We start from the raw sequence: 23,617 nt of genomic DNA, 5'->3' as shown, positions 1-23,617 counted from the left end.
TCCATGCTCTGGGCGTGCATCGTCTTTCCACAGCTGGCACTGGACAGCCTCCTACGTGAGCGTGACGACCCCGACACGCCCCTGGTGCTGATCGGCGGGCCGCAACAACGGCGTATCGTGCAATCGGTCAACCCGGCTGCGGCCGCGCTCGGCCTGCGTGCCGGGCAGACCCTCACCGCCGCCCGTGCCCTGGCCGATGGCTTCACCTGCGTGGAAGCCGACCCGGCGCGCATCGAGCAGCTCCAGCAGTTGCTGGCCGCCTGGGCCTACCGCTTCAGCGCCCAGGTCAGCCGGCACTACCCGCGGGCCTTGTTGCTGGAAGTCGGCTCCAGCCTGGGACTGTTCGGGCCCTGGCCGATGTTCGAGGCGCGCTTGCGCCAGGAGCTGGATGCGCTGGGGCTGCGCCAGCGCATTGTCCTGGCGACCAACCCGGTGGCCGCGCGCATGCTCGCCAACGGCCATGACGGCCTGGCCGTGACCACGGCCGAGCAGGCCCGGGCGGCCCTGGCCAGCATGCCGGTCGGCAAGGTCGGGCTGCCTCCGACGACAGCGGAGGCCTTCGCCCGCATGGGCCTGCGCCGGCTCGGCGATGTTCTGGCGCTGCCGCGCGATGCCTTGGCCCGGCGCTTCGCCGCCGACGTGCAACTGCACCTGGACCAACTGCTCGGCCTGCGTACCCTGGGGCTGGCGTTCTACCAGCCACCGGACCGATTCGAGGCACGGCTGGAGCTGAACTTCGATGTCGAGTCGCACCAGGCGCTGCTGTTTCCCTTGCGCCGGTTGATCAACGACCTGGCGGCGTTTCTTGCAGGCCGGGATTGCGGCGTGCAGCGTTTCAGCCTGTACCTGGAGCACGCCGAAGGGCCGGACACCGAGCTCAAGGTCGGCCTGCTGGCTGCCGAGCGCGAGGCGGCGATGCTGTTCGAGCTGGCCCGGGGGCGCCTGGAGCCGCTGCGTATCCCCGCACCGGTGCGCAACCTGCGGCTGCTGGCCGAAGACCTGCCGCCTTTCGTTCCCCAGCACCAGGCATTGTTCGACCCCCGGGCGCAGCAGGCCCAACCTTGGGAGCAACTGCGTGAACGCCTGCGTGCACGGCTGGGCGATGATGCGGTCACAGGACTGTGCGCTGAAGCCGACCCTCGCCCCGAATGCGCCTGGCAGGCGGCCGAGCAGGGCACACCGGGTGTGCTGCCGGTCGCGCCGGGCAGCCGCCCCGGCTGGCTGCTGCCTCAACCCCAGGCCCTGCCCGAGGCGGGCGTGCAGTTGCTGGCAAGGCCCGAGCGCATCGAGTCGGGCTGGTGGGATGGTGGCGATGTCCGCCGGGATTACTACCGTATCGAGACCCGCGATGGCCTGCGCGGCTGGGCCTATCGCGACCTGGCCCAGCCAGGGCCGTTGTGGTTGCAGGGCTGGTTCGCATGAGCGCGCCGGCCTATACCGAGCTGCACTGCCTGTCGAACTTCAGCTTCCAGCGCGGCGCTTCCAGCGCCGACGAACTGTTCAAGCGGGCCAAGGCCCTGGGCTACGAGGCTCTGGCCATTACCGACGAGTGCACCTTGGCCGGTATCGTCCGGGCCTGGCAGGCCGCCCGGCAACATGAGCTCCGGCTGATCATCGGCAGTGAAGTCCAACTGCAACAAGGGCCCAAGCTGGTGCTGCTGGTCGAGGACTTGACGGGTTACCAGAACCTCTGCGGCCTGATCACTCAAGCGCGGCGGCGGGCGCAGAAGGGCGAATACCAGGTACTGGCCGAAGACCTGCAGGGGCGCTGCCAGGGCTTGTTGGCACTGTGGGTCGCCGATGCCGACGACGACCCTGCCACCGGCCAATGGTTGCAGTCGCTGTTCGGTCAGCGCCTGTGGCTGGCGGTGCACCTGCACCGCGGTTGCGATGATGCCCGCCGCCTGCAGCGCTTGCGCAGCCTGGCAGGCCGCTTGGGGATCCGCGCGGTGGCCTGTGGTGACGTGCATATGCATGTTCGGGGGCGCCGCGCCCTGCAGGACTGCATGACGGCGATCCGTCAACACTGCACGGTGGCCCAGGCCGGGCGCTACCTGTTCGCCAATGGCGAGCGCCACTTGCGCACGTTGGCCGAACTCACCGAGCTGTACCCGGCCGACCTGCTGGCCGAGACCCAGGCCATCGCCGGCCGCTGCCACTTCGACCTGGGCGAACTGAAGTACCAGTACCCCCGCGAACTGGTGCCCCAGGGCCATACGCCTGGCAGCTGGTTGCGTCACCTGTGCCAGCTGCGCCTGCCCGAGCGCTGGCCCCAGGGGCCGAGCGCCGAGGCGCTGGCGACCTTGGAGAGGGAGCTGTGCCTGATCGAGGATCTGGGTTACGAAAGCTACTTTCTCACCGTCCATGACATCGTCGACTTCGCTCGCAAGCAGGGCATTCTCTGCCAAGGCCGTGGCTCGGCCGCCAACTCGGTGGTGTGCTTCGTGCTGGGCATCACCGAGCTGGACCCGATGGAGCACCGCTTGTTGTTCGAACGCTTTTTGTCCCGCGAGCGCAACGAGCCACCGGACATCGACGTGGACTTCGAGCATGAGCGCCGCGAGGAAGTGATCCAGTATGTGTTCCGCCGTTATGGCCGGCACCGCGCGGCACTCACTGCGGTGGTCAATACCTACCATGCCGCCGGTGCCGTGCGTGACGTGGCCCGTGCCTTGGGGCTGCCGGCTGACCAGGTGGATGCCCTGGCCAAGTGCTGCGGGCGCTGGAGCGACCGCATTCCCGATGCCCAGCGTCTGGCCGAGGCCGGTTTCGAGGCGCAGAGCCCGTCGCTGCGGCGCATCCTGGTGCTGGCCGGCGAGCTGATCGGCTTCCCTCGGCATCTGTCCCAGCACCCTGGCGGCTTCGTCATCTCCGAACAGCCGCTGGACCACCTGGTGCCGGTGGAAAACGCCGCCATGGCCGAGCGCACGGTGATCCAGTGGGACAAGGACGACCTCGACCTGGTCGGCCTGCTCAAGGTCGATGTGCTGGCCCTGGGCATGCTCAGCGCCCTGCGGCGTTGCTTCGACCTGCTGGCCCGTCACCGTGGCCGGCACCTGACCTTGGCGACCATCCCCAAGGAGGACAAGGCCACCTACGCCATGATCAGCCGCGCCGAGACCATGGGCGTGTTCCAGATCGAATCGCGGGCGCAGATGGCCATGCTACCCAGGCTCAAGCCGCAGACGTTCTACGACCTGGTGATCGAAGTGGCGATCGTCCGGCCTGGGCCGATCCAGGGCGACATGGTCCACCCCTACCTGCGCAGGCGCCTGAAGCAGGAGCCGGTGACCTACCCATCGCCCAAGCTCAAGGAGGTGTTCGGGCGCACCTTGGGCGTGCCGCTGTTCCAGGAGCAGGTGATGGAGCTGGCCATGGTCGCTGCCGACTACACCCCAGGCGAGGCGGACCAGTTGCGCCGCAGCATGGCGGCCTGGAAGCGCCATGGAGGCCTGGAGCCGCACCGCGAACGGCTGCTCGAAGGCATGAAGCGCAATGGCTACGAACAGGCCTTTGCCGAGCGCATCTTCGAGCAGATCAAGGGGTTTGGCAGCTATGGCTTCCCCGAGTCCCACGCCGCCAGCTTCGCCTTGCTCTGCTACGCCAGCAGCTGGCTCAAATGCCATGAGCCGGCGATCTTCACCTGTGCTCTGGTCAACAGCTGGCCCATGGGCTTCTACAGCCCTGACCAGCTGTTGCAGGAGGCACGCCGCCAGGGCATCGAGGTGCGACCGGTGGATGTGTGCCACAGCGAGTGGGATTGCACCCTGGAGCCTGTCGGACAAGGCGCGCTGGCGATCCGCCTGGGGTTGCGGCAGATTCGCGGCTTCAGCGAGGCCGATGCCCGGCGCTTGGAGCAGGCGAGGGCGCACCGGCCCTGGCGGGATGTCGAAGACCTGTGCCTGCGCGCCGAGCTCGACAGCCGCGCCAGGGCCCGTTTGGCTGATGCTGGCGCCTTGCGAGCCCTGGCCCGCGACCGTCACCAGGCGCGCTGGCAGGTTGCGGCAGTGCAGGCGCAATTGCCCTTGTTCGCCCAGGTGCAGGGCGCGCCCGAGCTACCCGTGGCCTTGCCGATGCCGACGGTGGGCGAGGACCTGTTCGCTGACTACGCCACCCTGGGTACCACGCTCGGGCCGCACCCCCTGGCCCTGTTGCGTCGGCGCTTGCGAGCGCTGGGCTGTCGCAGCTCTGTGGAGCTGGACGGGGTCGCGCACGGAGACAGCGTGGCGGTGGCCGGGTTGGTGGTGGGGCGGCAACGGCCGCAGACCGCCAGCGGGGTGACCTTCGTCACCCTCGAAGATGAACATGGCATGGTCAATGTGGTGGTCTGGCGCGACCTGGCCGAGCGCCAGCGCAGGGCCTTGGTGGGTTCGCAGCTGCTCAAGGTGAACGGGCGGCTGGAGCAGGAGAAGGGCGTGCGCCATTTGATTGCCCGGCGGTTGGAAGACATCAGCCCCTTGCTGCAGGGGTTGGATGTGCGTAGCCGAGATTTTCACTAGCCCCTAAAGCCCAATCGCCGGCAAGCCGGCTCCCACTGGTCTTGTGTACGAAACGCCAATCCTGTGGGAGCCGGCTTGCCGGCGATGAGGTCACACCATCGCCAGGTGCTGCTTGCGCGTCGGTGCCGGAAACGCCTTGTCGATCGCCTGCAGGTCCTCAGGCAGCAACACCAGTTCACCCGCCGCGGCATTGAGCTGTACATGCAGCGGGTCCACGGCTTTAGGAATAGCGATCACCCCGTCATTGCGCGTCACCCAGGCCAGGCTCACCTGGGCCGGGGTGACGCCATGGCGCTCGGCGATCTCGGCCAGCACCGGGTGCTGCAACAAACGCCCGGCCTGGGCCAGCGGGCAGTAGGCCATGGTCGGCAAACGGTGCTCGCGGCTCCACGGCAGCAGGTCGAACTCGATGCCGCGCTGGGCCGGGTTGTACAGCACCTGGTTGGTGGCACAGTCGTCGTTGCCCAGCTCCAGCAGGTCATCGACGTCGAAGTTGGAGACACCCCAGCGGCGGATCTTGCCTTGCTCGCGCAGGCGTTCGAAGGCTTCGACCGTCTCTTCCAGCGGGTACTGGCCACGCCAGTGCAGCAGGTACAGGTCGATGCAGTCGGTACCCAGGCGCGCGAGGCTGCGTTCGCAGGCCGCCGGTACGCCACGCCGGCTGGCGTTGTGCGGGTACACCTTGCTGACCAGGAACACCTGGTCGCGGCGCCCGGCGATGGCCTGGCCGACCACCGTTTCAGCCCCGCCCTCGGCATACATTTCCGCGGTGTCGACCAAGGTCAGCCCCAGGTCGATGCCCTGTTGCAGCGCGGCCACTTCAGCCGCCTTGCGGCGCGGGTCCTCGCCCATGTACCAGGTGCCCTGGCCGATGGCCGGCACCTTCGAACCTGCCAGATTCACGAAACGCATGTCACCTCCTGTGGGTCGGTGTGGGAAAGCACGACATCGAGCAGCGCCTGCGCTGCAGTGGAAAGCTTGTGGTCGGCCAGGGCGATGACGCCGATGCGCCGCTCCACGCTCGGCTCGACCAGGGGCACGCAGCGGGCGCCAAGCTCCTGCATCTGGTTGACGCACAACGCCGGCACAGCGCTGACGCCCAGGCCGTTGGCGACCATGCGGCCGATGGTGGAGAGCTGGTGGCTCTCGAACGCCACCGCCAGCTTGCCGTGGCTGGCCGCCACGTTCTGCTCGAGCAAAAGGCGAACGGCCGAGGGCCGTTGCAGGGCGATGAAATCTTCGGCGAGCAATTGCCGCCAGCTTACCTGGGGTTGCTCGGCCAGGGGCGAGTCGGCAGGCACCACGGCCACGAAACGATCGAGGTAGAGCGGATGGAAGCGCAGGCCGTCGAGGTTCTCCGGCTCGAAGCCGATGCCCAGTTCGACGCGGCGATGGCGCACCAGTTCCAGCACTTGTTCGTTGATCACATCGTGCACCGTGACATTGACCCGCGGGTAGCGCTGGCGGAACACCTTCAACGACCGCGGCAGCAGGTTGCCGGCAAACGCCGGCATGGCCGCCACCGAAACCCGCCCCAGTTGCAGGGTGAAGCGCTGGCGCAGCATTTCCTCGGTGTCGTCCCAATCGGCCAGCAGGCGTCGGGCCAGGGGCAGCAGCACTTCGCCCTCGGCCGTCAGGCTGACGCTGCGGGTGGTGCGGGTGAGCAGGGCGCCGCCGAGGTTGTCCTCCAGCGCCTTGATGGTCAGGCTCAGCGCCGGCTGGGAAACATGCAGGTGCTCGCCGGCCTGGGCGAAGCTCTGGTACTTGGCCACGGTGACGAAGGCGCGTAACTGCTTGACGTTCATGGCGAACCTGTTTTGTTTTGGAAAAATTATCAATCGATGACGAAAACAAAATTAACAAATCAGTCGACAGCGGTGAAGATGCGTCCACGGTTCCAACAACTACAAAAGGCGACTGAGCATGGCCGGACTGGACAAGCGCGTAGCAACCTATGAAGAGGCCCTCGCAGGCCTGACCGACAACATGACGGTGCTGGCCGGTGGTTTCGGCCTGTGCGGTATCCCCGAAAACCTCATCGCCGAAATCAAGCGCCGTGGCGTCAAGGGCCTGACCGTGGTCTCCAACAACTGCGGCGTCGACGGCTTCGGCCTGGGCGTGCTGCTGGAAGACCGGCAGATCCGCAAGATGATCGCTTCCTACGTGGGCGAAAACGCCGAATTCGAACGCCAGCTGCTCAGCGGCGAGCTGGAAGTGGAACTGACCCCCCAGGGCACCCTGGCCGAAAAGATGCGCGCCGGCGGTGCCGGTATCCCGGCCTTCTACACCGCCACCGGCTACGGTACCCCGGTCGCCGAAGGCAAGGAAGTGCGCGAGTTCAAGGGCCGCAAGTACATCCTCGAAGAATCCATCACCGGCGATTTCGCCATCGTCAAGGGCTGGAAGGCTGACCACTACGGCAACGTGGTGTACCGCAACACCGCGCAGAACTTCAACCCGCTGGCCGCCACCGCCGGCAAGATCACCGTGGTCGAGGTCGAGGAGATCGTCGAGCCGGGCGTGTTGCTGCCCAGCGAGATCCACACCCCGGGCATCTATGTCGACCGGGTCATCGTCGGCACCTTCGAAAAGCGCATCGAGAAGCGCACCGTCAAGGCCTAACGCGCCGTCCACAGAACAACAAAGAGATCCTGACCATGGCACTGACCCGCGAACAGATGGCGCAACGCGTCGCCCGTGAACTGAAGGACGGTTACTACGTCAACCTCGGTATCGGCATACCCACCCTGGTGGCCAATTACGTGCCCGCCGACATGGACGTGATGCTGCAGTCCGAGAACGGCCTGCTCGGCATGGGCGAGTTCCCCACCGAAGGCACGATTGACGCCGACATGATCAACGCCGGCAAGCAGACCGTCACCGCCCGCCGCGGTGCTTCGATCTTCGATTCGGCCCAATCGTTCGCCATGATCCGTGGCGGCCACGTCGACCTCACCGTGCTCGGTGCCTTCGAAGTGGACGTGGAAGGCAACATCGCCTCGTGGATGATCCCTGGCAAGCTGGTCAAAGGCATGGGCGGCGCCATGGACCTGGTGGCCGGCGCCGAGAACATCATCGTCACCATGACCCACGCCTCCAAGGACGGCGAGTCCAAGCTGCTGCCGCGCTGCAGCCTGCCGCTGACCGGTGCCGGCTGCATCCGTAAGGTGCTCACCGATCTGGCCTACCTGGAGATCGAGAACGGCGCCTTCATCCTGCGCGAAACCGCACCTGGGGTCAGCGTCGAGGAAATCATCGAGAAGACCGCCGGCAAGCTGATCGTGCCGGACGATGTGAAGGAAATGACCTTCTGATATCAAAGGTTGTAACCCACCCTGTGGGAGCGGGCTTGCCCCGCGATAGCGTCAGGCCAGGCAACATCATCGCCTGAGCGGACGCTATCGCGGGGCAAGCCCGCTCCCACAGGGTTTTGTGCTTGTTTTTGAAAAAAACACAAAACCAATAAAAGGAAGACTACCGTGGCCGCTGAAATCCAAGACAGCCGCTCCGCCCGCTTCGCCTTGCGCTGCTCCAACTGGGCCGAACGCTGGTTCCCCGACTCCTGGGTGTTCGCAGCCCTGGCCGTGGTGCTGGTGTGCCTGGGCGCCATGCTCATGGGCGGCAAGCCCACCGACACCGCCAAGGCCTTCGGCGATGGGTTCTGGAGCCTGATCCCGTTCACCATGCAGATGGCCTTCGTGGTCATTGGCGGCTACGTGGTGGCCAGCTCGCCGCCCGCTGCGCGGCTGATCGACCGCCTGGCCCGCTTGCCTCGCAACGGCCGTTCGGCGGTGTGCTGGGTGGCGCTGATCTCGATGCTCGCCTCGCTGCTCAACTGGGGGCTGTCGCTGGTGTTCGGCGGCTTGCTGGTGCGCGCCCTGGCACGTCGCCAGGACCTGAAGATGGATTATCGCGCCGCCGGTGCCGCCGCCTACCTGGGGCTGGGCGCGGTCTGGGCGCTGGGGCTGTCGTCCTCGGCTGCGCAGTTGCAGGCCAACCCGGCCAGCCTGCCGCCTTCGATCCTGGCCATCACGGGGGTGATCCCGTTCACCGAAACCATCTTCCTGTGGCAATCCGGCGTGATGCTGGCGGCCCTGGTGATCGTTTCGCTGATGATCGCCTATGCCACCGCCCCAGGCCCGAACAGTGCTCGCACCGCCGAACAGTGTGGTGTGGACCCAAGCTTCAGCGCGCCGCCACCGGCTCAGCGTACGCGCCCGGGCGAGTGGCTGGAGTACAGCCCGATCCTGACCTTGCTGCTGGTGGCCCTGGCCGCAGGCTGGCTGTACCATGAATTCGCCACCAAGCCTGCCATTACCGCGATCTCGGGCCTGAATACCTACAATTTCCTGTTCATCATGCTCGGCGCCTTGCTCCACTGGCGCCCGCGCAGCTTCCTGGACGCAGTGGCCCGCGCCGTGCCGACCACCACCGGGGTGTTGATCCAGTTCCCGCTGTATGGCTCGATCGCGGCCGTCCTCACCCAGGTCAAGGGCGTGGACGAGCAGACCCTGGCCCACCACATTTCCACGTTCTTCGTGCAGATCGCCTCCCACGACACCTATGCCGTGCTCATGGGGGTCTACTCGGCGGTGCTGGGCTTCTTCATCCCGTCCGGTGGCGGCAAGTGGATCATCGAGGCGCCCTACGTGATGCTGGTGGCCAACGACCTGCAGTACCACCTGGGCTGGGCGGTGCAGATCTACAACGCCGCCGAAGCGCTGCCGAACCTGATCAACCCGTTCTACATGCTGCCGCTGCTGGGTGTGCTGGGGCTCAAGGCGCGGGACCTGATCGGTTTCTCCTTCGTGCAGTTGCTGGTGCATGTGCCGTTGGTGCTAGTGCTCTTGTGGGCACTGGGCACGACCTTGCAGTACGTGCCGCCGGTCATGCCATAGGTGTAGGAAAGCCAGAAGAGGGCGGTAGGAAACCGCCCTTTTTTTCGTCTCGATGAATTATCGATAACGATTGTTCGACAAGTCCGGGGCAAGGGCGTGGTGATGGAGTGCTTCGAGGCAAGTCCATCACCGTGGCCCGTCAGCCAGGGTGCCTACTCGTTGGTCGATCTGATGGCCCGTTACCGGTTCGCATCAACAGCGCCTCCAAGGCCCGGCGACCTTGCTCGTCCAACCCGAACACCGGCCGCCGAGGTTCGCCCACGGGCAGCCCGGTCATGGCCAGCCCGGCCTTGATGGTGGCCGGCAGGCCGCCCTTGAGGATGAAGTCCAGCAACGGCAACTGGCGATAGAACAATGCCTTGGCCTGTGCCAGGTCGCCCGCCCGTACCGCCTGGTACAGGCGTTGGTTGAGCTCGGGGATCAGGTTGGCGGCGGCGGTGCACCAGCCCTTGGCACCTGCCACGAACGCCTCCAGCGCCAGCGGGTTGCAGCCGTTGTAGAACGGTACCTGGCCTTCACCGAGCAGGTGCAGCTTGTGCATGCGCTGGATATCGCCGGTGCTCTCCTTGACCATGGTGACGTTGTCGACCTCACGCACGATGCGCAAGATCAACTCCACCGACATGTCGGTACCACTGGTGGCCGGGTTGTTGTAGAGCATGATCGGGATGTCGATGGCTGCCCCGATGGCCCGGTAATGCTGGACGATCTCGGCTTCGCCGAGCTTCCAGTAGGCCGAGGGCAGTACCATCACCGCATCGGCGCCATGTTGCTGGGCGAAACGGGCGCGCCGTACGGCGCTGGCGGTGGTCAGGTCCGAGACGCTGACGATGCTCGGCACGCGTCCGGCGATGCGCGCCAGGCTGTACTCGGCCACCTGCCGCCATTCCTCATCGCTCAGGTATGCACCTTCGCCGGTGCTGCCCAGCGGGGCGATGGCCTGGACCCCATGGTCTATCAGCCGGTCGATGGACTGGCCCAGGGCAGGCAGGTCGAGTTGTTCGCCGTCGGCGCTGAAGGGGGTGATGGTGTAGCCGATGATGCCGTGGAATTCTGTCGTCATGGTGAAAAGGCTCCGCAAGCAAGGCGTTCAGGGTTCAGTTCAGGCAGTCAGCGTGCCGGCGCAGGCTCTGCCGGGCGAAATAGGCGAAGGCCGCGCCATGACGTTTGGGCCGGTCGATCCAGTCGTGGGCCTCGCGGCCAAGCGACGGGGCGATGGGTTTGATGGTGCCCGCGGACATCGCCAGCAACTGCAGGCGTGCGGCCCGTTCGATCAGCTGGGCATAGACGCAGGCCTGCTCGATGCTGTCGCCGGTCGACAGCTGGCCGTGGTGCGAGAGCAGGATCGCGCGCTTGTCACCCAGGGCCTGGCTGATGATCTCGCCTTCTTCGTTGCCCACCGGAACCCCTGGCCAGGCCTCGAGGAAGGCACAGTCGTCATACAGCGGGCACAGGTCCATGTGCGAGACCTGCAGCGGCACTTCCAACATCGACAGTGCGGCGACATGGGTCGGGTGGGTGTGGATGATGCAGTTGACGTCCGGGCGTGCCCGGTACACCCAGCTATGGAAACGGTTGGCCGGGTTGGGCATGCCCTGGCCTTCGAGTACGTCCAGGTCTTCGTTGACCAGCAGCAGGTTGCTGGCGCTGATCTCGTCGAAACCCAGGCCCAGCTGCTGGGTGTAGAAGGTGCCCGGCTGCGGGCCGCGTGCGCTGATCTGCCCGGCCAGGCCTGAATCATGGCCATGGTCGAAGAGAATTCGGCAGGTCAGGGCCAGCTTTTCGCGCACGGTCCACGTATTATCGGCGAGCGAGCCCTGCATCTGTGTCAGGGCTTGGCGGACCAACTGGTCCTTGCTGTGTGTCAGGGTCTTGGCCATGGGGGGTATCCTCTGTGGCGTAATGGACGATGTCGGTGCTTGTCGCCTCGCCACCTGCTGCGTGGGGTAGTCCGGTGGCGGGGCGGTCAAGCGAATGACACAAATAATCCTATATGACACAAAGTGTCATAAGCAGGTACGTTCGCCCGGGAAAACCGCGTCACATGTCTATCCGACTGAAATTGCTGAGAAAAAAGCTGGGGATCACCCTGGAGTTGCTGGCCGAGAAATCCGGCATGACCAAGAGCTACCTGTCCAAGGTGGAGCGCGGCCTGAACACCCCGTCGATCGCCGCGGCGCTGAAACTGGCGCGGGCGTTGAACGTGAATGTCGAGGAGCTGTTCGCCGAAGACCAACACGCCCAGGCCCGCTACAGCCTCGTGCGTCAGGGCGAACGCCAGGCATTGGTGGGGGATGGTCAAGGGCCGGGATATACGGTGCTGACCTCCCAGGTCGGCCAGCGCAGCCTGTTGCCGTTTCTCATCCAGCCGCCGACCGAGTTCAGCGACCCGACCTTCAAGGAGCATCAGGGCGAGGAGTTCCTGTTCGTGCATGAAGGGCAGGTGGAAGTGGACTTCATGAACGAACGGGTAGTGCTGGAGCAGGGCGATGCCTTGCACTTCAATGCCCAGACCCCGCACCGCCTGCGCTCGGTCGGGCCGCGCCAGGCACAGTTGCTGGTGGTCGTGCAGGGCGGCGGTGAATGAGGGCAGGGCGATGATCGAGGTGTCGCGGTTCTGGCGGGATCCGGCATTGCCCTTCGTCGAGGCCCGGCGCGTCGGTGATGGGCGTCAGGTGTGTTACGCGGCCCATTCTCACGAGAGCTTTTCCATCGGCGTGATCACCGGGGGTCGCAGTACCTACCTTACCGGTGGTACCCAGCGGGAGGTGAGCGCAGGCGCCACGGTTTTGATGAACCCGGGCGTGGTGCATGCCTGCAACCCGATCGAGGGTGAACCCTGGTCCTACCTGATGCTGTTCGTCGACTTGCCATGGCTGCAGGCCCTCGGCTTCGTGTTGCCCGAGGCCACCTACAGTACATCGCCTGCGCTCTACGGCCGGCTGCTGGCGCTTTTCGCTGCACTCTTCGATGCCGAGACGGTCGGCCGGGAGACGCTGTTGACCCGTTTCTTCGAAGACCTGCCGGGTTATCTGCAGCGCGCCCCGGCCAGCGGGTTGCGGGCCCATCCACGCCTGGAGGCCGCTGCCGCATTCATCCGTGCGCACCGGCTCGACCCCCTGACCGTGAACGATATCTGCGCGGCGGTGGGCCTGTCGCGCGCCTACCTGATACGCGCGTTCGGCCAGCGCTTTGGCCTGACGCCCCACGGTTACCTGCTGGACCAACGCGTGCAGCATGCCCGGGCGCAGTTGCGCCAAGGGCGGCCGATCGCCGAGGTGGCGATGGAGGCGGGGTTCGCCGACCAGGCGCATCTGCAACGGGCATTCAAGCAGCACCTGGCGGCGACACCGGGGCATTATCGGCAGGGCTAGCCGGGGCAGGTTCACCCCAGCAGCAGGTACAGGGCACTGGCCGCCAGCAAGGCTGCTAACGCACGGTTGAACGCACGCATGTGTCGTGGGTTGCCCAGGTAGTGGCGAATCACGCTGCCTGCCCAGGCCCAACTGGCAATCGAAACGAAGCAGATCGGCCCGTAGATCCAGGCGAACAGCCACAGCAAGTGCTGCTCGCCGCCGGTATAGGCCCCGACCCCCGCGATAGCCGCCAGCCAGGCCTTGGGGTTGAGCCATTGCATGAGGGCGCCGTGCCAGGCCGATGGCGCGGCTTGTGGATGTTCGCTACCCAGCTGGCCATCGTCGCTGGCCAGTTTCCAGGCCATGTACAACAGGAACGCCACGCCGCCGCCGTGCAGCACCTGGCCCAGGCGCGGCCAGCGCAGCAGCAGCTCATGCAGGCCAAGGCCGACCAGCAACAGCAGCAGGCAGAAGCCCAAGGTGGCGCCTGCGGCGTGGGCCAAGCTGGCGCGCAGGCCGTGGCGGGCACCGCTGCCCAGGGCGACGATATTGACCGGGCCGGGTGAAATGGAGGCCGCCAGGGCGAAGGCGGCCATGGACAATGACAGGCTCATGGTGGGTGTTCCTTGCAGAAGAAGGAGACCATGTTGGGGCAGGGCGCTGGGGTGAGTATTGAAGAAAAATCCCCATCCTGTGGGCGCGGGCTTGTCTGCGATGGCCGCTACACGGCCCCGGTTACAGCTTTTGTAATAGTTTCCCGCTGTCAGTAAACACCTTGCTGGCTGTAGGATCTTTTTCCCAATTTGCTATCAAGGTCCCCATGAGCACCTTCTCGGAGCCCCCCAGTCCCCGGCCGTCCTGGCCTTCTTCCCCATGTCCCCGTGACGCTTTTGCCGTGAGTACCTCGCAATGGAATGGCTAGCCGACCCCACGGCCTGGCTGGGCCTTGCCACGCTGATCGTGCTCGAACTGGTACTGGGTATCGACAACCTGGTCTTCATCGCCATCCTTGCCGACAAGCTGCCGCCGCACCAGCGCGACCGCGCACGGGTCATTGGCCTGAGCCTGGCGCTGATCATGCGCCTGGGCCTTTTGGCCAGCATCTCCTGGATGGTCACCCTGACCGCGCCGCTGTTCGAGGTGTTCGGCAAGAGCTTCTCGGGCCGAGACCTGATCATGCTGTTCGGCGGTGTATTCCTGTTGTTCAAGGCCACCATGGAGCTGCACGAACGCCTCGAAGGGCACGTTGCGCATACCAGCGGCGTGACCCGCCATGCTGCGTTCTGGCCCATCGTCGCGCAGATTGTGGTGCTGGATGCGGTGTTCTCCCTGGATGCGGTGATCACAGCCGTGGGCATGGTCGAACAGTTGTCGGTGATGATGATCGCCGTGGTCTTCTCCATCGGTATCATGATCGTCGCCAGCAAGCCACTGACGCGTTTCGTCAACGCCCACCCCACGGTGATCATGCTGTGCCTGGGCTTCTTGATGATGATCGGCTTCAGCCTGACCGCCGAGGGCCTGGGCTTCCATATCCCCAAGGGCTACCTGTACGCGGCCATCGGCTTCTCGTTGCTGATCGAGCTGTTCAACCAACTGGCCCGTGCCCGTCGCAAACGCAGCCTGCAGCAGCATCGACCGCTGCGTGAGCGTACCGCCCATGCCGTGCTGCGCCTGATGGGGGGCCGCGCCGTGGCGGCCGATGAGGTGGGGGAGGAAATTGCCGACCTGGTCGAAGGCAGCGACGACCAGGTGGTCTTCGACCGACGTGAGCGGGTGATGATCAGCGGTGTGCTGAACCTGGCCGAACGGCCGATTCGCACGGTGATGACCGTGCGCGCCGAGGTCGACGCCATCGACCTGGCGCAACCGGCCGAGGCCATTGCCCAGGCCTTGGCGAACTCGCCCTATTCGCGCCTGCCGCTGATCCGCGACGGCCGGATCGAAGAGCCGCTGGGCTTCGTGCACAAGAAGGAATTGCTCAAGGAGCTGTTATCCGGCGGCCAACCGGAGCTCGAGCGCCTGGCTCGGGCTCCGTTGAACCTGCTGGAAAGCTTCAGCATCCTCAATGCACTGGAGCAGATGCGTGCCCAGTCGACCCACATTGCCTTCGTGGTCAATGAATTCGGCGACTTCACCGGTGTGCTGACCATGACCGATATCCTTGAGTCGATCGCCGGTGAACTGCCGGATGCCAGCGAAGTCGCCGGCCCTGGGATCGTCGAGGAAGAAGGCGGTTTTGTGGTCAGCGGTGCCTTGAACCTGAGCCAGGTCCAGGCACGCACCGGTTTCGGCGCGCGCCCTACCGAGGACTACCAGACCCTCGCGGGCCTGGTGATGAGCCTGCTCGATCGCCTGCCGGTGATCGGTGACCGCCTGGTATGCGACGGCTGGACCCTGACTGTGGTGGCGGTCGAGGAGCGCCGGGTTCGCCAGGTGCGTCTTACACCGAGCGGCGACGTTGGCGCAGCAGGTGCTTGATCCCTTCAAGCACAAGCACCAGTACCGCGGCCCAGATCGGCAGGTAGGTCAGCCATTGGTCGGGGCCGATGGTCTCGCCCAGGAGCAAGGCGACGCCGACCAGCAGCACCGGTTCGACGTAGCTGAGCAGGCCGAACAGGCTGAAGGGCAGCAGCCGGCTGGCCAGCACATAGGCGATCAGGGCCGAGGCACTGATCGCCCCGAGCAACGGGATCAACCCATACAGCGCCGGGTGTTCGGCAAGGTCGGCGGCGGTCAGCGGGTTCTGCAGCACGAAATATAGGGCCCAGGGCAACAGCAGGCACATGTCGCACCACAGCCCGCCCAGGTGGTCGGTGCCGCAGCGGCGACGCAGGACGAAATAGATCGGGTAGCCAAGGGTCACCACCAGGGTTTCCCAGGCGAAGCTGCCGTTCTGGTACAGCTCATGGCCCACGCCGAGAACGGCGCAGGCCACCGCAACCTTTTGCAGGCGCGACAACCGCTCGCCATACACCAGGCGCCCGGTGAGCACCATGGCCAGCGGCAACAGGAAATAGCCCATGGACACTTCCAGGCTACGCCCATGCAACGGCGCCCAGAGGAACAGCCACAGTTGCACGCCCATCAGCCATGAGGTGCCGATCATGCCCAGCAGCAAGACAGGTGCTTGGCGCACCCGTGCCAACAGGCCGCCGACCAGCTTCCAGTCCTTGGTGGCCAGCATGAACAAGGTGAGGCAGGGCAGCGTCAGCAGGGTGCGCCAGCCAAAGATCTCCTCGCCATCCAAGGGCGTCATCAAGGAGGTGTAGAAGTACATCACGGCGAACAGACAGGACGCCACGACCGACGAGAGAATGCCTTTTGACACGAATGCCTCGGTTTACGAAGTTGAACAGGTGATCAGTTCGGCATGATCTCAGGGCGTACGTCGTGGGGCAACCGCGTGCTGCCCGGACGGGCGGCCAGGGCTTGGAGAAAGTCGCCAACAGGCATCGGCCGGCCGAACAGGTAGCCTTGCTGGAAGTCCACCTGATGACGTGCCAGGTAATCGCGCTGGACCTCGGTTTCCACACCCTCGGCAACGATCCCCAGCCCCAGCTTGCCCGACAGTTCGATGATGGTATCGAGGATATGCTGGGAAAGTGCGTCGCCACCGATCATCGCGACGAAGCTCTGGTCGATCTTCAGGTAGTCGACCTTGAACTGGCGCAGGTAGTTGAGGCTTGACTGACCGGTCCCGAAGTCGTCCAGGGCGATCATCACACCCATGTCATGCAGCTTTTCGAACAGCTCCAGGGTGACCGGCGTGGCTTCGATCAGCTTGCGTTCGGTCAGCTCCAGGGTCAGCACCACGCGCCCAGGCGGGAAATGCTGGAGAAAGGTGCGGCAATCATCCAACAGGCCCAGGTCGCGGCAGTGGTCGGCGGTGATATTGATACCGATGTGGAAACCATCTTCGAGCAGCGCAGCATAGGGGGCCAGCCCCTGGGCGGTATGCAACATCAGGGCGCGGGTCATGGGGACGATCTGGCCACTGTGCTCGGCATAGGGAATGAACAGGTCCGGGCGCACCAGACCTTCGCGCGGGTGGTTCCAGCGCATCAGCACTTCGACACCGGCCCAGCGGTAATCGTCCTTGCGCACCACGGGCTGGAAATAAGGCAGGAACTCGTCGGCTTCCAGCGCGCGCTGCAGCTCGGCGCGCGGCGACAGGGCGCGGCGGACCTGCCAGCGACAGACCACACCTGCCAGCACCCCCAGGATCAACAGCAAGCTGAGCAGGGCCGGGTAGTGCTCGGCCATGTACTGGCTGTGCTTGCCCGGTGCATAGCCCCCATGAACGCTGAAAGGGTAGCGGGTCGAGGATTGTACCACCGCGGCGATGGCGGCCTGCGGCGGCGTGCCCGTATGGACCACGCCTTCCTTGCCTATCCAGTTGTTACCGACCTGAAGTTGCAGCTCTTCCTCCGGGCCGATCAGCTTCAGGGCGGTGACCAGGTGGTCGCTGTCGACCACGGTGATGGCGCCACCGTCGCCTTTGCTGAGGCGGTAGGCCAACAAGGAATGGCCCGGGGTGACCGCGTTGCCCTTCATCAACCACAGGCGGCCCTCGGTGTAGTCACGAGGGTCCACCGGTTCGTCGAAATTGCCGAACAATGAAGAACAGTAGAGGGTATGGTGCTGGAACAGGTTGGTAGAGCGCACGAAGGCGTTGCGGGTGACCTGCCCGCGCAAGGCCACGTCGATCTCGTTGCAAGGACGGCCCACCAGGGGCAACAGTTCCGTGGCAGCACCAGAGAGGTTGTCGAGAATATGCTCGACTTGCTTGACCACTTGTCGGGTTGTGCTCTGGCTGCTGTTGTGCAGTTCGCGCTGGGCTTGCCATTGCATGACCCCCAGGCCACAGAGCAGCGGCAGGGCCCCTATGCCCCAAGGGAGAAGGGAGCGCCAGCTCCAGCGGGCGCGTTTGACCGATAAAGGCATGCTCATCCAATCTGTTTGAAACCAATTCGCAGAGGATAGCCGTTTGTCGGGTCAAGCGGTGAACTAAAGCGCGACAAATGATTTTACGCCCTGTAGAATCGGTTTACGAATACAAGAATAAGGTTCTCCGTGCCCCGGGGAATCAAGCCCGCCGAGAATGGGTCCATATGACATACCATGGGTTCAAGCTGATCATTGGTGACTTCCTTGCCCGCAGCGTGCGCGGCATCCCGTGCTCGCCACCACGCCTGTCCGACATCCAAAGCACCTGACACCATTTTTCGCTTGCTGATGAGGACACACACATGGCTGATATCTTCGACAACCCGATGGGCCTGATGGGCTTCGAGTTCATTGAATTCGCATCGCCGACCCCTGGCGTGCTGGAGCCTGTATTCCAGATGCTCGGCTTCACCAAGGTGGCCACCCACCGTTCCAAGGATGTGCACCTGTATCGCCAGGGCGGCATCAACCTGATCCTGAACAACGAGCCCAAGAGCGTCGCCTCGTACTTCGCCGCCGAGCATGGCCCGTCGGTATGCGGCATGGCGTTCCGCGTACGCAATGCCCATGAAGCCTATGCCCGTGCCCTGGAGCTGGGCGCCCAGCCGGTGGAAATCGAAACCGGCCCGATGGAACTGCGCCTGCCGGCAATCAAGGGTATCGGTGGCGCGCCGCTGTACCTGATCGACCGCTACGAGGAAGGCAGTTCGATCTATGACATCGACTTCAAGTTCATCGAAGGTGTGGACCGTAACCCTGTCGGCGCCGGCCTCAAGATCATCGACCACCTGACCCACAACGTCTACCGTGGCCGCATGTCCTACTGGGCGGGCTTCTACGAGAAGCTGTTCAATTTCCGCGAGATCCGCTACTTCGATATCAAGGGCGAATACACCGGCCTGACTTCCCGTGCCATGACCGCGCCGGACGGCATGATCCGCATCCCGCTCAATGAAGAATCCTCCAAGGGCTCGGGGCAGATCGAAGAGTTCCTGATGCAGTTCAACGGTGAAGGTATCCAGCACGTGGCCTTCCTCACCGACGACCTGCTCAAGACCTGGGACGCCCTGAAAGGCTACGGCATGCGCTTCATGACCGCGCCGCCGCAGACCTACTACGAAATGCTCGAGGAGCGCCTGCCAGGCCACGGTGAGCCGGTGGACCAGCTGCAATCGCGCGGCATCCTGCTCGACGGTGCCTCCGAAGCCGGCGACAAACGCCTGCTGCTGCAGATCTTCTCGGAGACCCTGTTGGGCCCTGTGTTCTTCGAGTTCATCCAGCGCAAGGGCGACGATGGCTTCGGCGAAGGCAACTTCAAGGCCCTGTTCGAATCCATCGAGCGTGACCAGGTTCGTCGTGGCGTGCTGAACGTCGAGTAATCGCAACGGCAGGCTGCCTCAACGTCTGGGAGAGGTGGCCTGCCGGCCTTTGTTGCGCGCTCTGAATATCACCCAATAGGTAATCGCTCCGGTCAGCAGCCCTACCAGCGCCAGGGAAGGGAGTATCTGCAACATCGACTGGCGTATCTCGCTTGCCGTGAAGCCCTCCGGGTACCCGCCTCTTACCGTATATCCGTGCTTGCTCGAGATCGCACTGCGGAAGAACTCCGATTGCGAAGGCTCTTGCGGATCACGGCTGTCTCCCATCTCCCAGATGTATTTCTTGCCAAACTCCAGTACCAGCACCATGCCATCCTGGAAGCCGCGCAGCTCGTTGCGTAGCTCGATGCCATAGGCGGTTGCGATCACGCCTGGGTTGGCATAGGCAAGACGCAATTCGACGACGACGCCGTTGGGCGTGATGGGCGAATCGAAATTCAGCTGTACCAGCGCACGTGGGCTGTAGAACGTCGGGCTGTCGGTGATGGTGGTCTCGATACTGCTGCAATACGACTGGCCGTTCCTGGTGAGGATGAGCGAGCGGATCCGTGGGTCCCCAGCGGCCAGCACTTCCAGCGGCTGCGCGGCTTCGCTACAGGGTTGGCCCGCCAGGGGCAGCGCGTTGGATGCGGCGCTTTGCAGGTTGTCCAGGACCCGGTCGATGGCAAAGATGGCCTCCTGGACCGATACCTGGGCATTTTCCTCAAGCTTGCGTTCCAGCTGGTAGATCATGACCAGCAGGCCCGATGCCATTGGGACCAGGCTGATGGTCAAGATAAGCAACATCTCCAGTAGGCTGCGCCCTGCATGGGTGAATTTCGACATGATCGCAGCCCCTCCTGGCAGCTTGTCCGACAGTGGACAGGTTGCAGGCGAGGTTACTTGGGCCTGAGGCGGTTGGACTGTAGCCGCTATCTGCGAATGTTGCGGGTTATCGAGCAATCGCCCGTGGGATCATGCGGGTTTCTTCAGGCGCGTCAGTACGTGCTCGGCCACCAAGGCGCTGGAAGCCGGGTTCTGCCCGGTGATCAGCCGGTCGTCACTGACCACGAAGCCGGCCCACGGGTCGTCATGCTTGCTGTACTTGCCGCCGCGGGCCACCAGCTCGTTTTCCGTGAGGTAGGGCACCACATTGTCGAGTTCTGCAAGTTTTTCCTCGGTGTTGGAAAAGCCGGTCACCTGGCGCCCTCTGACCAGCAGGCTGTTATCGCTGAGCTTGATGTTCAGCAGGCCGACGGCGCCATGGCATACCGCTGCCACCACGCCGCCGGCTTCATAGATGCCACGGGCCAGCGCCTGCAGGCTGGTGTTCTCCGGGAAGTCCCAGATCACGCCATGGCCGCCGGTATAGTAGATCGCGCAGTAGTCCTCGGCCTTGACCTGGCCTGGCCCCAGGGTGGTGCCGAGGCGGTTCATGAAGGCCTTGTCGTCGTACCATTGCCAGTCGAGCTCGGGCGCCATCTGCAGGCTGTGGGGGTCGATCGGCACATAGCCACCGGCAGGGCTGACATAATCGACGGCATAGCCGGCCTTCTGCACCTTGTCGACGAAGTGGACTGCTTCGCCCAGCCACAAACCGGTGGCGCGCTTTAGCGTCGGGTATTTTGCCGTGTTGGTCAGCACCACCAGGATCTTCTTGCTCATGACCACGCTCCACATGCCTGGAAAAGGCCCGGATTCCCCGGGGCAGAGGAAAACCTAATGAGCATAGCCGCCCATGGGCGGAAAGCCATGCGTGGGCGCGTCGGTGGTCCGGCAGGCGTGTGCAGCAGGTTCAGCCGCAGGTCTGCTTGTCCAGCATCTGCGTGACCCGGGCCTGTAGTTGGCTCAGTTCGAAAGGCTTGCTGATCAACTGCATGCCTGGGGCGAGGAAGTCGTCCTGTGCCATGGCCGTCTCGGCATAGCCCGTAATGAACAGAACCTGCAGGTTGTCACGCAATGTGCGTGCAACCTCCGCCAGTTGTCGACCGTTCATGCCGGGAAGCCCCACATCGCTGATCATCAGGGCGAGCGGCTGGGGCGATTGCAACAGCTGGAGGGCTTCTTTGGCATTGCAGGCCGCATGGCAAGGGAACCCTTCCTCGCGCAGCGATTGACAAAGCAATTGGCGCACTTGCGGGTCGTCTTCGACCACCAGGATTTCCCGGCAGATGCTGACGCTGGCAAGGGGCGGTGGTTCGCTTTGCGGGCGTGCCTGGCCGATGTAGCGCGGCAAGTACAGGTCGACGCGGGTACCCTGGCCGATCTGGCTGCGCAACCGCACATGGCCGTTCGATTGCTTGCTGAAGCCATAGACCATCGAAAGCCCAAGGCCAACCCCCTGGCCGACCGGCTTGGTGCTGAAGAACGGCTCGAAGGCATGCTCGAGGGTGCCTTGCGACATGCCTTGGCCGGTATCGCTGATACTCAGGCACAAATAGTCGCCACTGGGCAGCGCGCCGTCACCGGTGGATGCGCTGTCGATGCGTTGGTTGCTCGCCTCGATATCCAATCGGCCGCCCCAGGGCATGGCTTCGCAGGCATTGAGCAACAAATTGCTCACGGCTTCCTTGAGCTGCTTGTCATCCGCTTCCACCAGCCACAGGTCGGTTGGCAGGGTGACCTGCAAGGTGATGGAAACATCCAGGCTGGCCCGGAGGTCATCGGGGTGCAGCAGGTTGTGCAGGTCGACGACCTGACTCTGCAGGGACTGGCGGGAAGAAAACGCCAGCAGGCGATGGGTCAGGCGTGCCGCCCGGGCCACAGCTTCCTTGCCCATGCGCAGGATGCCGTCGAGCTGCTCGCTCCGCCCTTGCTGCAAGCGTTTGTCGATCAGTTCGAAACTGCCGCCGATGCTGGTCAGCAAGTTGTTGAAATCATGGGCGATGCCTCCTGCCAGTTGCCCGATGGCCTCCATTTTCCGTAGTTGGTGACGTGCCTGTTCATCGGTTTGGTGTTGTTGCGCCTGGCGTTCCAGCTCGCGCATGTAGTCACGGGAGCGATATTGGCGGCGACGGCTGCTCAGGGCGACCTGGCTGAGGTGAAGCAATTGCGCGGCGTCCAGTGGCAAGGGTAGGGGCAGCAGGTGACCGAGTGTCGGTTCGGGTGGGCCGGTGGTGGGGCCGGTCAGCAGGACGATGGGCAGGTCAGACCAGGCCGGCTGCTGGTCGATAAACGATTGCAGCACCGAATGCGGGCCCGGTAGCGTACTGGCGGCAGCGATTACCATGCCGACCCCTTCGGCCAGCCAGGTGCCAAGGCGCGCGGAATCGCTCGTGCACAGGCAGGCAAACCCTGCCCCTGTCAGCAAGTGCGAGGCGTGAGCAGCGATCTGCGAAGGTGCCAGGATCAGCACGCGTTCGTCCAAGGGTAACGCAGCGGCCAAGGCATCTCTCCTGTGCCAGTGGGCAACCGATACCCACTGGACCGCGGGAGTGACACCTGGGTTCAACCCCGGGTGTGCAGATCGTCTACAAGCCTTGCTGGAGCAGCGGATCGTCGGGGTTTTGCCGCTCCAGCTCGGCCAATAGCACCTGGACATTCTGCAATTGGCCGGTTTCCTTCCAATATTGGATCAACAACAACCGGGCCCGGCGATTGGCTGGTTCTTTGGCGAGCACGGTTTCCAGCTGTTTCTGGGCGGCTTCCACTTGGTCCAGGTCGTGCAAGGTCACGGCCAGGACGTAGCGGTAGTCGGTATTCTCCGGTTCCAGTTCGACAGCTCGGGAAAATGCCAGCAAGGCGTACTCCTGTTGCTCGTGACGGACCAACCAGAGCCCCAGTTCATGCTGGAGGAAAGCCGAATCCGGGCGTAGCGCCAAGGCCTTGGCCAGCACTTGCCGAGAGGCATCATGCTGCCCCTGGCGTTCCAGTAGGCGCACCTGCATGGCCAGCGCGTCCAGCCCGTGCGGGGCGATTCGCAGGCTGCGTTGCAGGGCCGCGCCGGCCTGTTCGTAAGCATCTTCATGCAGGTAGAGGCGCGCCAGGTGAACCTGCGCCTCGGCATCCTGTGGTTGCGCTTCCAAGGCCTGCTGATAATGCTCCAGGGCGTCCTGCAGCGGGCCGAAATACAAGCCTATCGCGTCGGGGTCCAGACCCAGCAAGGCGTCCACCGCCGCGAAGCGTACGCTCTGCTCGTCGTCTTCCAGCAAAGGGCCCAGCACCAGGCTGCGCTGGGCGGGCGGCAGGAGGCGGCGAATACTGGCGATGGCCGCCCGGCGTACCAGCGGGTCGCCATGGTCCAGGTCCTGGCGAGCCAGCTTCAATGCCTGGGGCGATGGGTAGTGCGGCAGTTCAGCGTAGAGCGCGGCGCGGCGGATTGCCGGCAGGTCGTCGCGCTGTAGTTGCTGGTAGAGCACCCGCGCCGCGCCTGGCTCGCCGTTGTGCGCCTGGCGCAAGGCCTTGGCGTAGCTGTGTGGAGGCTGGGCAGGTGCAGCGGGTGGGTCGCCGTGCCACTGGTAGCCGATAACGCCCGACACCAGGATCAGCAGCAGCAGGGCGACCAGGTAACGGTGATGGTTGGGCATTGGGCGGTCCGTGACAGCGTGAAGGCAGAG

At 64.5% G+C, this 23,617-nt stretch carries 20 protein-coding genes; 9 read left to right on the top strand and 11 right to left on the bottom strand.

Annotated elements, in window-relative coordinates:
* The first annotated feature begins 3 nt into the window (after nucleotides 1-3).
* Both AC1MHZ_RS20280 and AC1MHZ_RS20275 read left to right on the top strand, forming a co-directional pair.
* Nucleotides 4-1,422 carry a Y-family DNA polymerase gene (locus AC1MHZ_RS20280; protein ID WP_482966836.1) on the top strand — a complete coding sequence of 473 codons (1,419 nt, stop codon included), beginning with the start codon at nucleotides 4-6 and terminating at the stop codon, nucleotides 1,420-1,422.
* Nucleotides 1,419-4,499, top strand: coding sequence for an error-prone DNA polymerase (locus AC1MHZ_RS20275; RefSeq protein ID WP_482966835.1), 3,081 nt, complete (start codon nucleotides 1,419-1,421; stop codon nucleotides 4,497-4,499). Before AC1MHZ_RS20280 ends, AC1MHZ_RS20275 begins: the two co-directional genes overlap by 4 nt.
* A 90-nt stretch (nucleotides 4,500-4,589) precedes the next feature.
* Here the strand turns inward: AC1MHZ_RS20275 and AC1MHZ_RS20270 are convergent, their stop codons facing one another.
* Nucleotides 4,590-5,411, bottom strand: coding sequence for an aldo/keto reductase (locus tag AC1MHZ_RS20270; protein ID WP_084857617.1), 822 nt, complete (start codon nucleotides 5,409-5,411; stop codon nucleotides 4,590-4,592).
* On the bottom strand, nucleotides 5,399-6,304 hold the full coding sequence (locus AC1MHZ_RS20265; protein WP_084857619.1) for a LysR family transcriptional regulator: 906 nt from the start codon (nucleotides 6,302-6,304) through the stop codon (nucleotides 5,399-5,401). The genes AC1MHZ_RS20270 and AC1MHZ_RS20265 overlap by 13 nt, the downstream gene beginning before the upstream one ends.
* Nucleotides 6,305-6,422: 118 nt before the next feature.
* On the opposite strand from AC1MHZ_RS20265, the gene AC1MHZ_RS20260 reads away from it, so the two are divergent.
* From AC1MHZ_RS20260 to AC1MHZ_RS20250, 3 genes are all read left to right on the top strand, one after another.
* Nucleotides 6,423-7,121 (top strand): CoA transferase subunit A, encoded by a 699-nt coding sequence (locus AC1MHZ_RS20260; protein WP_043215587.1) that lies wholly within the window; start codon nucleotides 6,423-6,425, stop codon nucleotides 7,119-7,121.
* Between the two features lie 35 nt (nucleotides 7,122-7,156).
* Nucleotides 7,157-7,813, top strand: a complete 657-nt coding sequence (locus AC1MHZ_RS20255) for a CoA transferase subunit B (RefSeq protein ID WP_023380384.1) — start codon at nucleotides 7,157-7,159, stop codon at nucleotides 7,811-7,813.
* A gap of 165 nt (nucleotides 7,814-7,978) precedes the next feature.
* Nucleotides 7,979-9,397 carry a short-chain fatty acid transporter gene (locus AC1MHZ_RS20250; RefSeq protein ID WP_324819178.1) on the top strand — a complete coding sequence of 473 codons (1,419 nt, stop codon included), beginning with the start codon at nucleotides 7,979-7,981 and terminating at the stop codon, nucleotides 9,395-9,397.
* A 139-nt stretch (nucleotides 9,398-9,536) separates the two neighbouring features.
* Here the strand turns inward: AC1MHZ_RS20250 and AC1MHZ_RS20245 are convergent, their stop codons facing one another.
* Both AC1MHZ_RS20245 and AC1MHZ_RS20240 read right to left on the bottom strand, forming a co-directional pair.
* Nucleotides 9,537-10,460 (bottom strand): dihydrodipicolinate synthase family protein, encoded by a 924-nt coding sequence (locus AC1MHZ_RS20245; protein ID WP_084857623.1) that lies wholly within the window; start codon nucleotides 10,458-10,460, stop codon nucleotides 9,537-9,539.
* Between the two features lie 34 nt (nucleotides 10,461-10,494).
* Complete coding sequence (locus AC1MHZ_RS20240) at nucleotides 10,495-11,277, bottom strand: aldolase (protein WP_324814763.1); 783 nt, start codon at nucleotides 11,275-11,277, stop codon at nucleotides 10,495-10,497.
* 164 nt (nucleotides 11,278-11,441) lie between these two features.
* On the opposite strand from AC1MHZ_RS20240, the gene AC1MHZ_RS20235 reads away from it, so the two are divergent.
* Nucleotides 11,442-11,984 (top strand): helix-turn-helix domain-containing protein, encoded by a 543-nt coding sequence (locus AC1MHZ_RS20235; protein ID WP_084857626.1) that lies wholly within the window; start codon nucleotides 11,442-11,444, stop codon nucleotides 11,982-11,984.
* Nucleotides 11,985-11,994: 10 nt separating this feature from the next.
* Nucleotides 11,995-12,771, top strand: coding sequence for an AraC family transcriptional regulator (locus tag AC1MHZ_RS20230; protein WP_482966834.1), 777 nt, complete (start codon nucleotides 11,995-11,997; stop codon nucleotides 12,769-12,771).
* Between the two features lie 11 nt (nucleotides 12,772-12,782).
* On the opposite strand, the gene AC1MHZ_RS20225 is transcribed toward AC1MHZ_RS20230, so the two are convergent.
* Entirely contained in the window at nucleotides 12,783-13,367 is a 585-nt protein-coding gene (locus AC1MHZ_RS20225; RefSeq protein WP_084857629.1) for a LysE family translocator, read from the bottom strand.
* Nucleotides 13,368-13,662: 295 nt separating this feature from the next.
* On the opposite strand from AC1MHZ_RS20225, the gene AC1MHZ_RS20220 reads away from it, so the two are divergent.
* Nucleotides 13,663-15,234 (top strand): TerC family protein, encoded by a 1,572-nt coding sequence (locus tag AC1MHZ_RS20220; protein WP_084857631.1) that lies wholly within the window; start codon nucleotides 13,663-13,665, stop codon nucleotides 15,232-15,234.
* Here AC1MHZ_RS20220 and rarD read toward each other — a convergent pair.
* Together rarD and AC1MHZ_RS20210 are read right to left on the bottom strand one after the other, a co-directional pair.
* Nucleotides 15,197-16,084, bottom strand: a complete 888-nt coding sequence (gene rarD, locus AC1MHZ_RS20215; protein WP_084857633.1) for an EamA family transporter RarD — start codon at nucleotides 16,082-16,084, stop codon at nucleotides 15,197-15,199. The genes AC1MHZ_RS20220 and rarD overlap by 38 nt on opposite strands.
* A 32-nt stretch (nucleotides 16,085-16,116) precedes the next feature.
* Entirely contained in the window at nucleotides 16,117-17,700 is a 1,584-nt protein-coding gene (locus tag AC1MHZ_RS20210) for an EAL domain-containing protein (RefSeq protein ID WP_368829445.1), read from the bottom strand.
* A gap of 305 nt (nucleotides 17,701-18,005) precedes the next feature.
* Between AC1MHZ_RS20210 and hppD the strand changes: the two genes are divergently transcribed.
* Nucleotides 18,006-19,082 carry a 4-hydroxyphenylpyruvate dioxygenase gene (hppD, locus tag AC1MHZ_RS20205; RefSeq protein WP_084857636.1) on the top strand — a complete coding sequence of 359 codons (1,077 nt, stop codon included), beginning with the start codon at nucleotides 18,006-18,008 and terminating at the stop codon, nucleotides 19,080-19,082.
* 18 nt (nucleotides 19,083-19,100) lie between these two features.
* Here the strand turns inward: hppD and AC1MHZ_RS20200 are convergent, their stop codons facing one another.
* The 4 genes from AC1MHZ_RS20200 to AC1MHZ_RS20185 all read right to left on the bottom strand — a co-directional run bounded on the left by AC1MHZ_RS20200 (nucleotide 19,101) and on the right by AC1MHZ_RS20185 (nucleotide 23,587).
* On the bottom strand, nucleotides 19,101-19,856 hold the full coding sequence (locus AC1MHZ_RS20200) for a CSS-motif domain-containing protein (RefSeq protein ID WP_482966833.1): 756 nt from the start codon (nucleotides 19,854-19,856) through the stop codon (nucleotides 19,101-19,103).
* A gap of 180 nt (nucleotides 19,857-20,036) precedes the next feature.
* Complete coding sequence (locus AC1MHZ_RS20195) at nucleotides 20,037-20,726, bottom strand: type 1 glutamine amidotransferase domain-containing protein (protein WP_084857640.1); 690 nt, start codon at nucleotides 20,724-20,726, stop codon at nucleotides 20,037-20,039.
* 130 nt (nucleotides 20,727-20,856) lie between these two features.
* Complete coding sequence (locus AC1MHZ_RS20190) at nucleotides 20,857-22,446, bottom strand: ATP-binding protein (RefSeq protein WP_084857641.1); 1,590 nt, start codon at nucleotides 22,444-22,446, stop codon at nucleotides 20,857-20,859.
* A gap of 85 nt (nucleotides 22,447-22,531) precedes the next feature.
* Nucleotides 22,532-23,587 (bottom strand): HEAT repeat domain-containing protein, encoded by a 1,056-nt coding sequence (locus tag AC1MHZ_RS20185; RefSeq protein ID WP_084857643.1) that lies wholly within the window; start codon nucleotides 23,585-23,587, stop codon nucleotides 22,532-22,534.
* Nucleotides 23,588-23,617 lie beyond the last annotated feature (30 nt).

This window comes from Pseudomonas sp. FA-1 (assembly GCF_056856075.1).
Note: the sequence above shows the minus strand (reverse complement) of the source record. Positions and strands in the feature narration are given on the sequence as shown.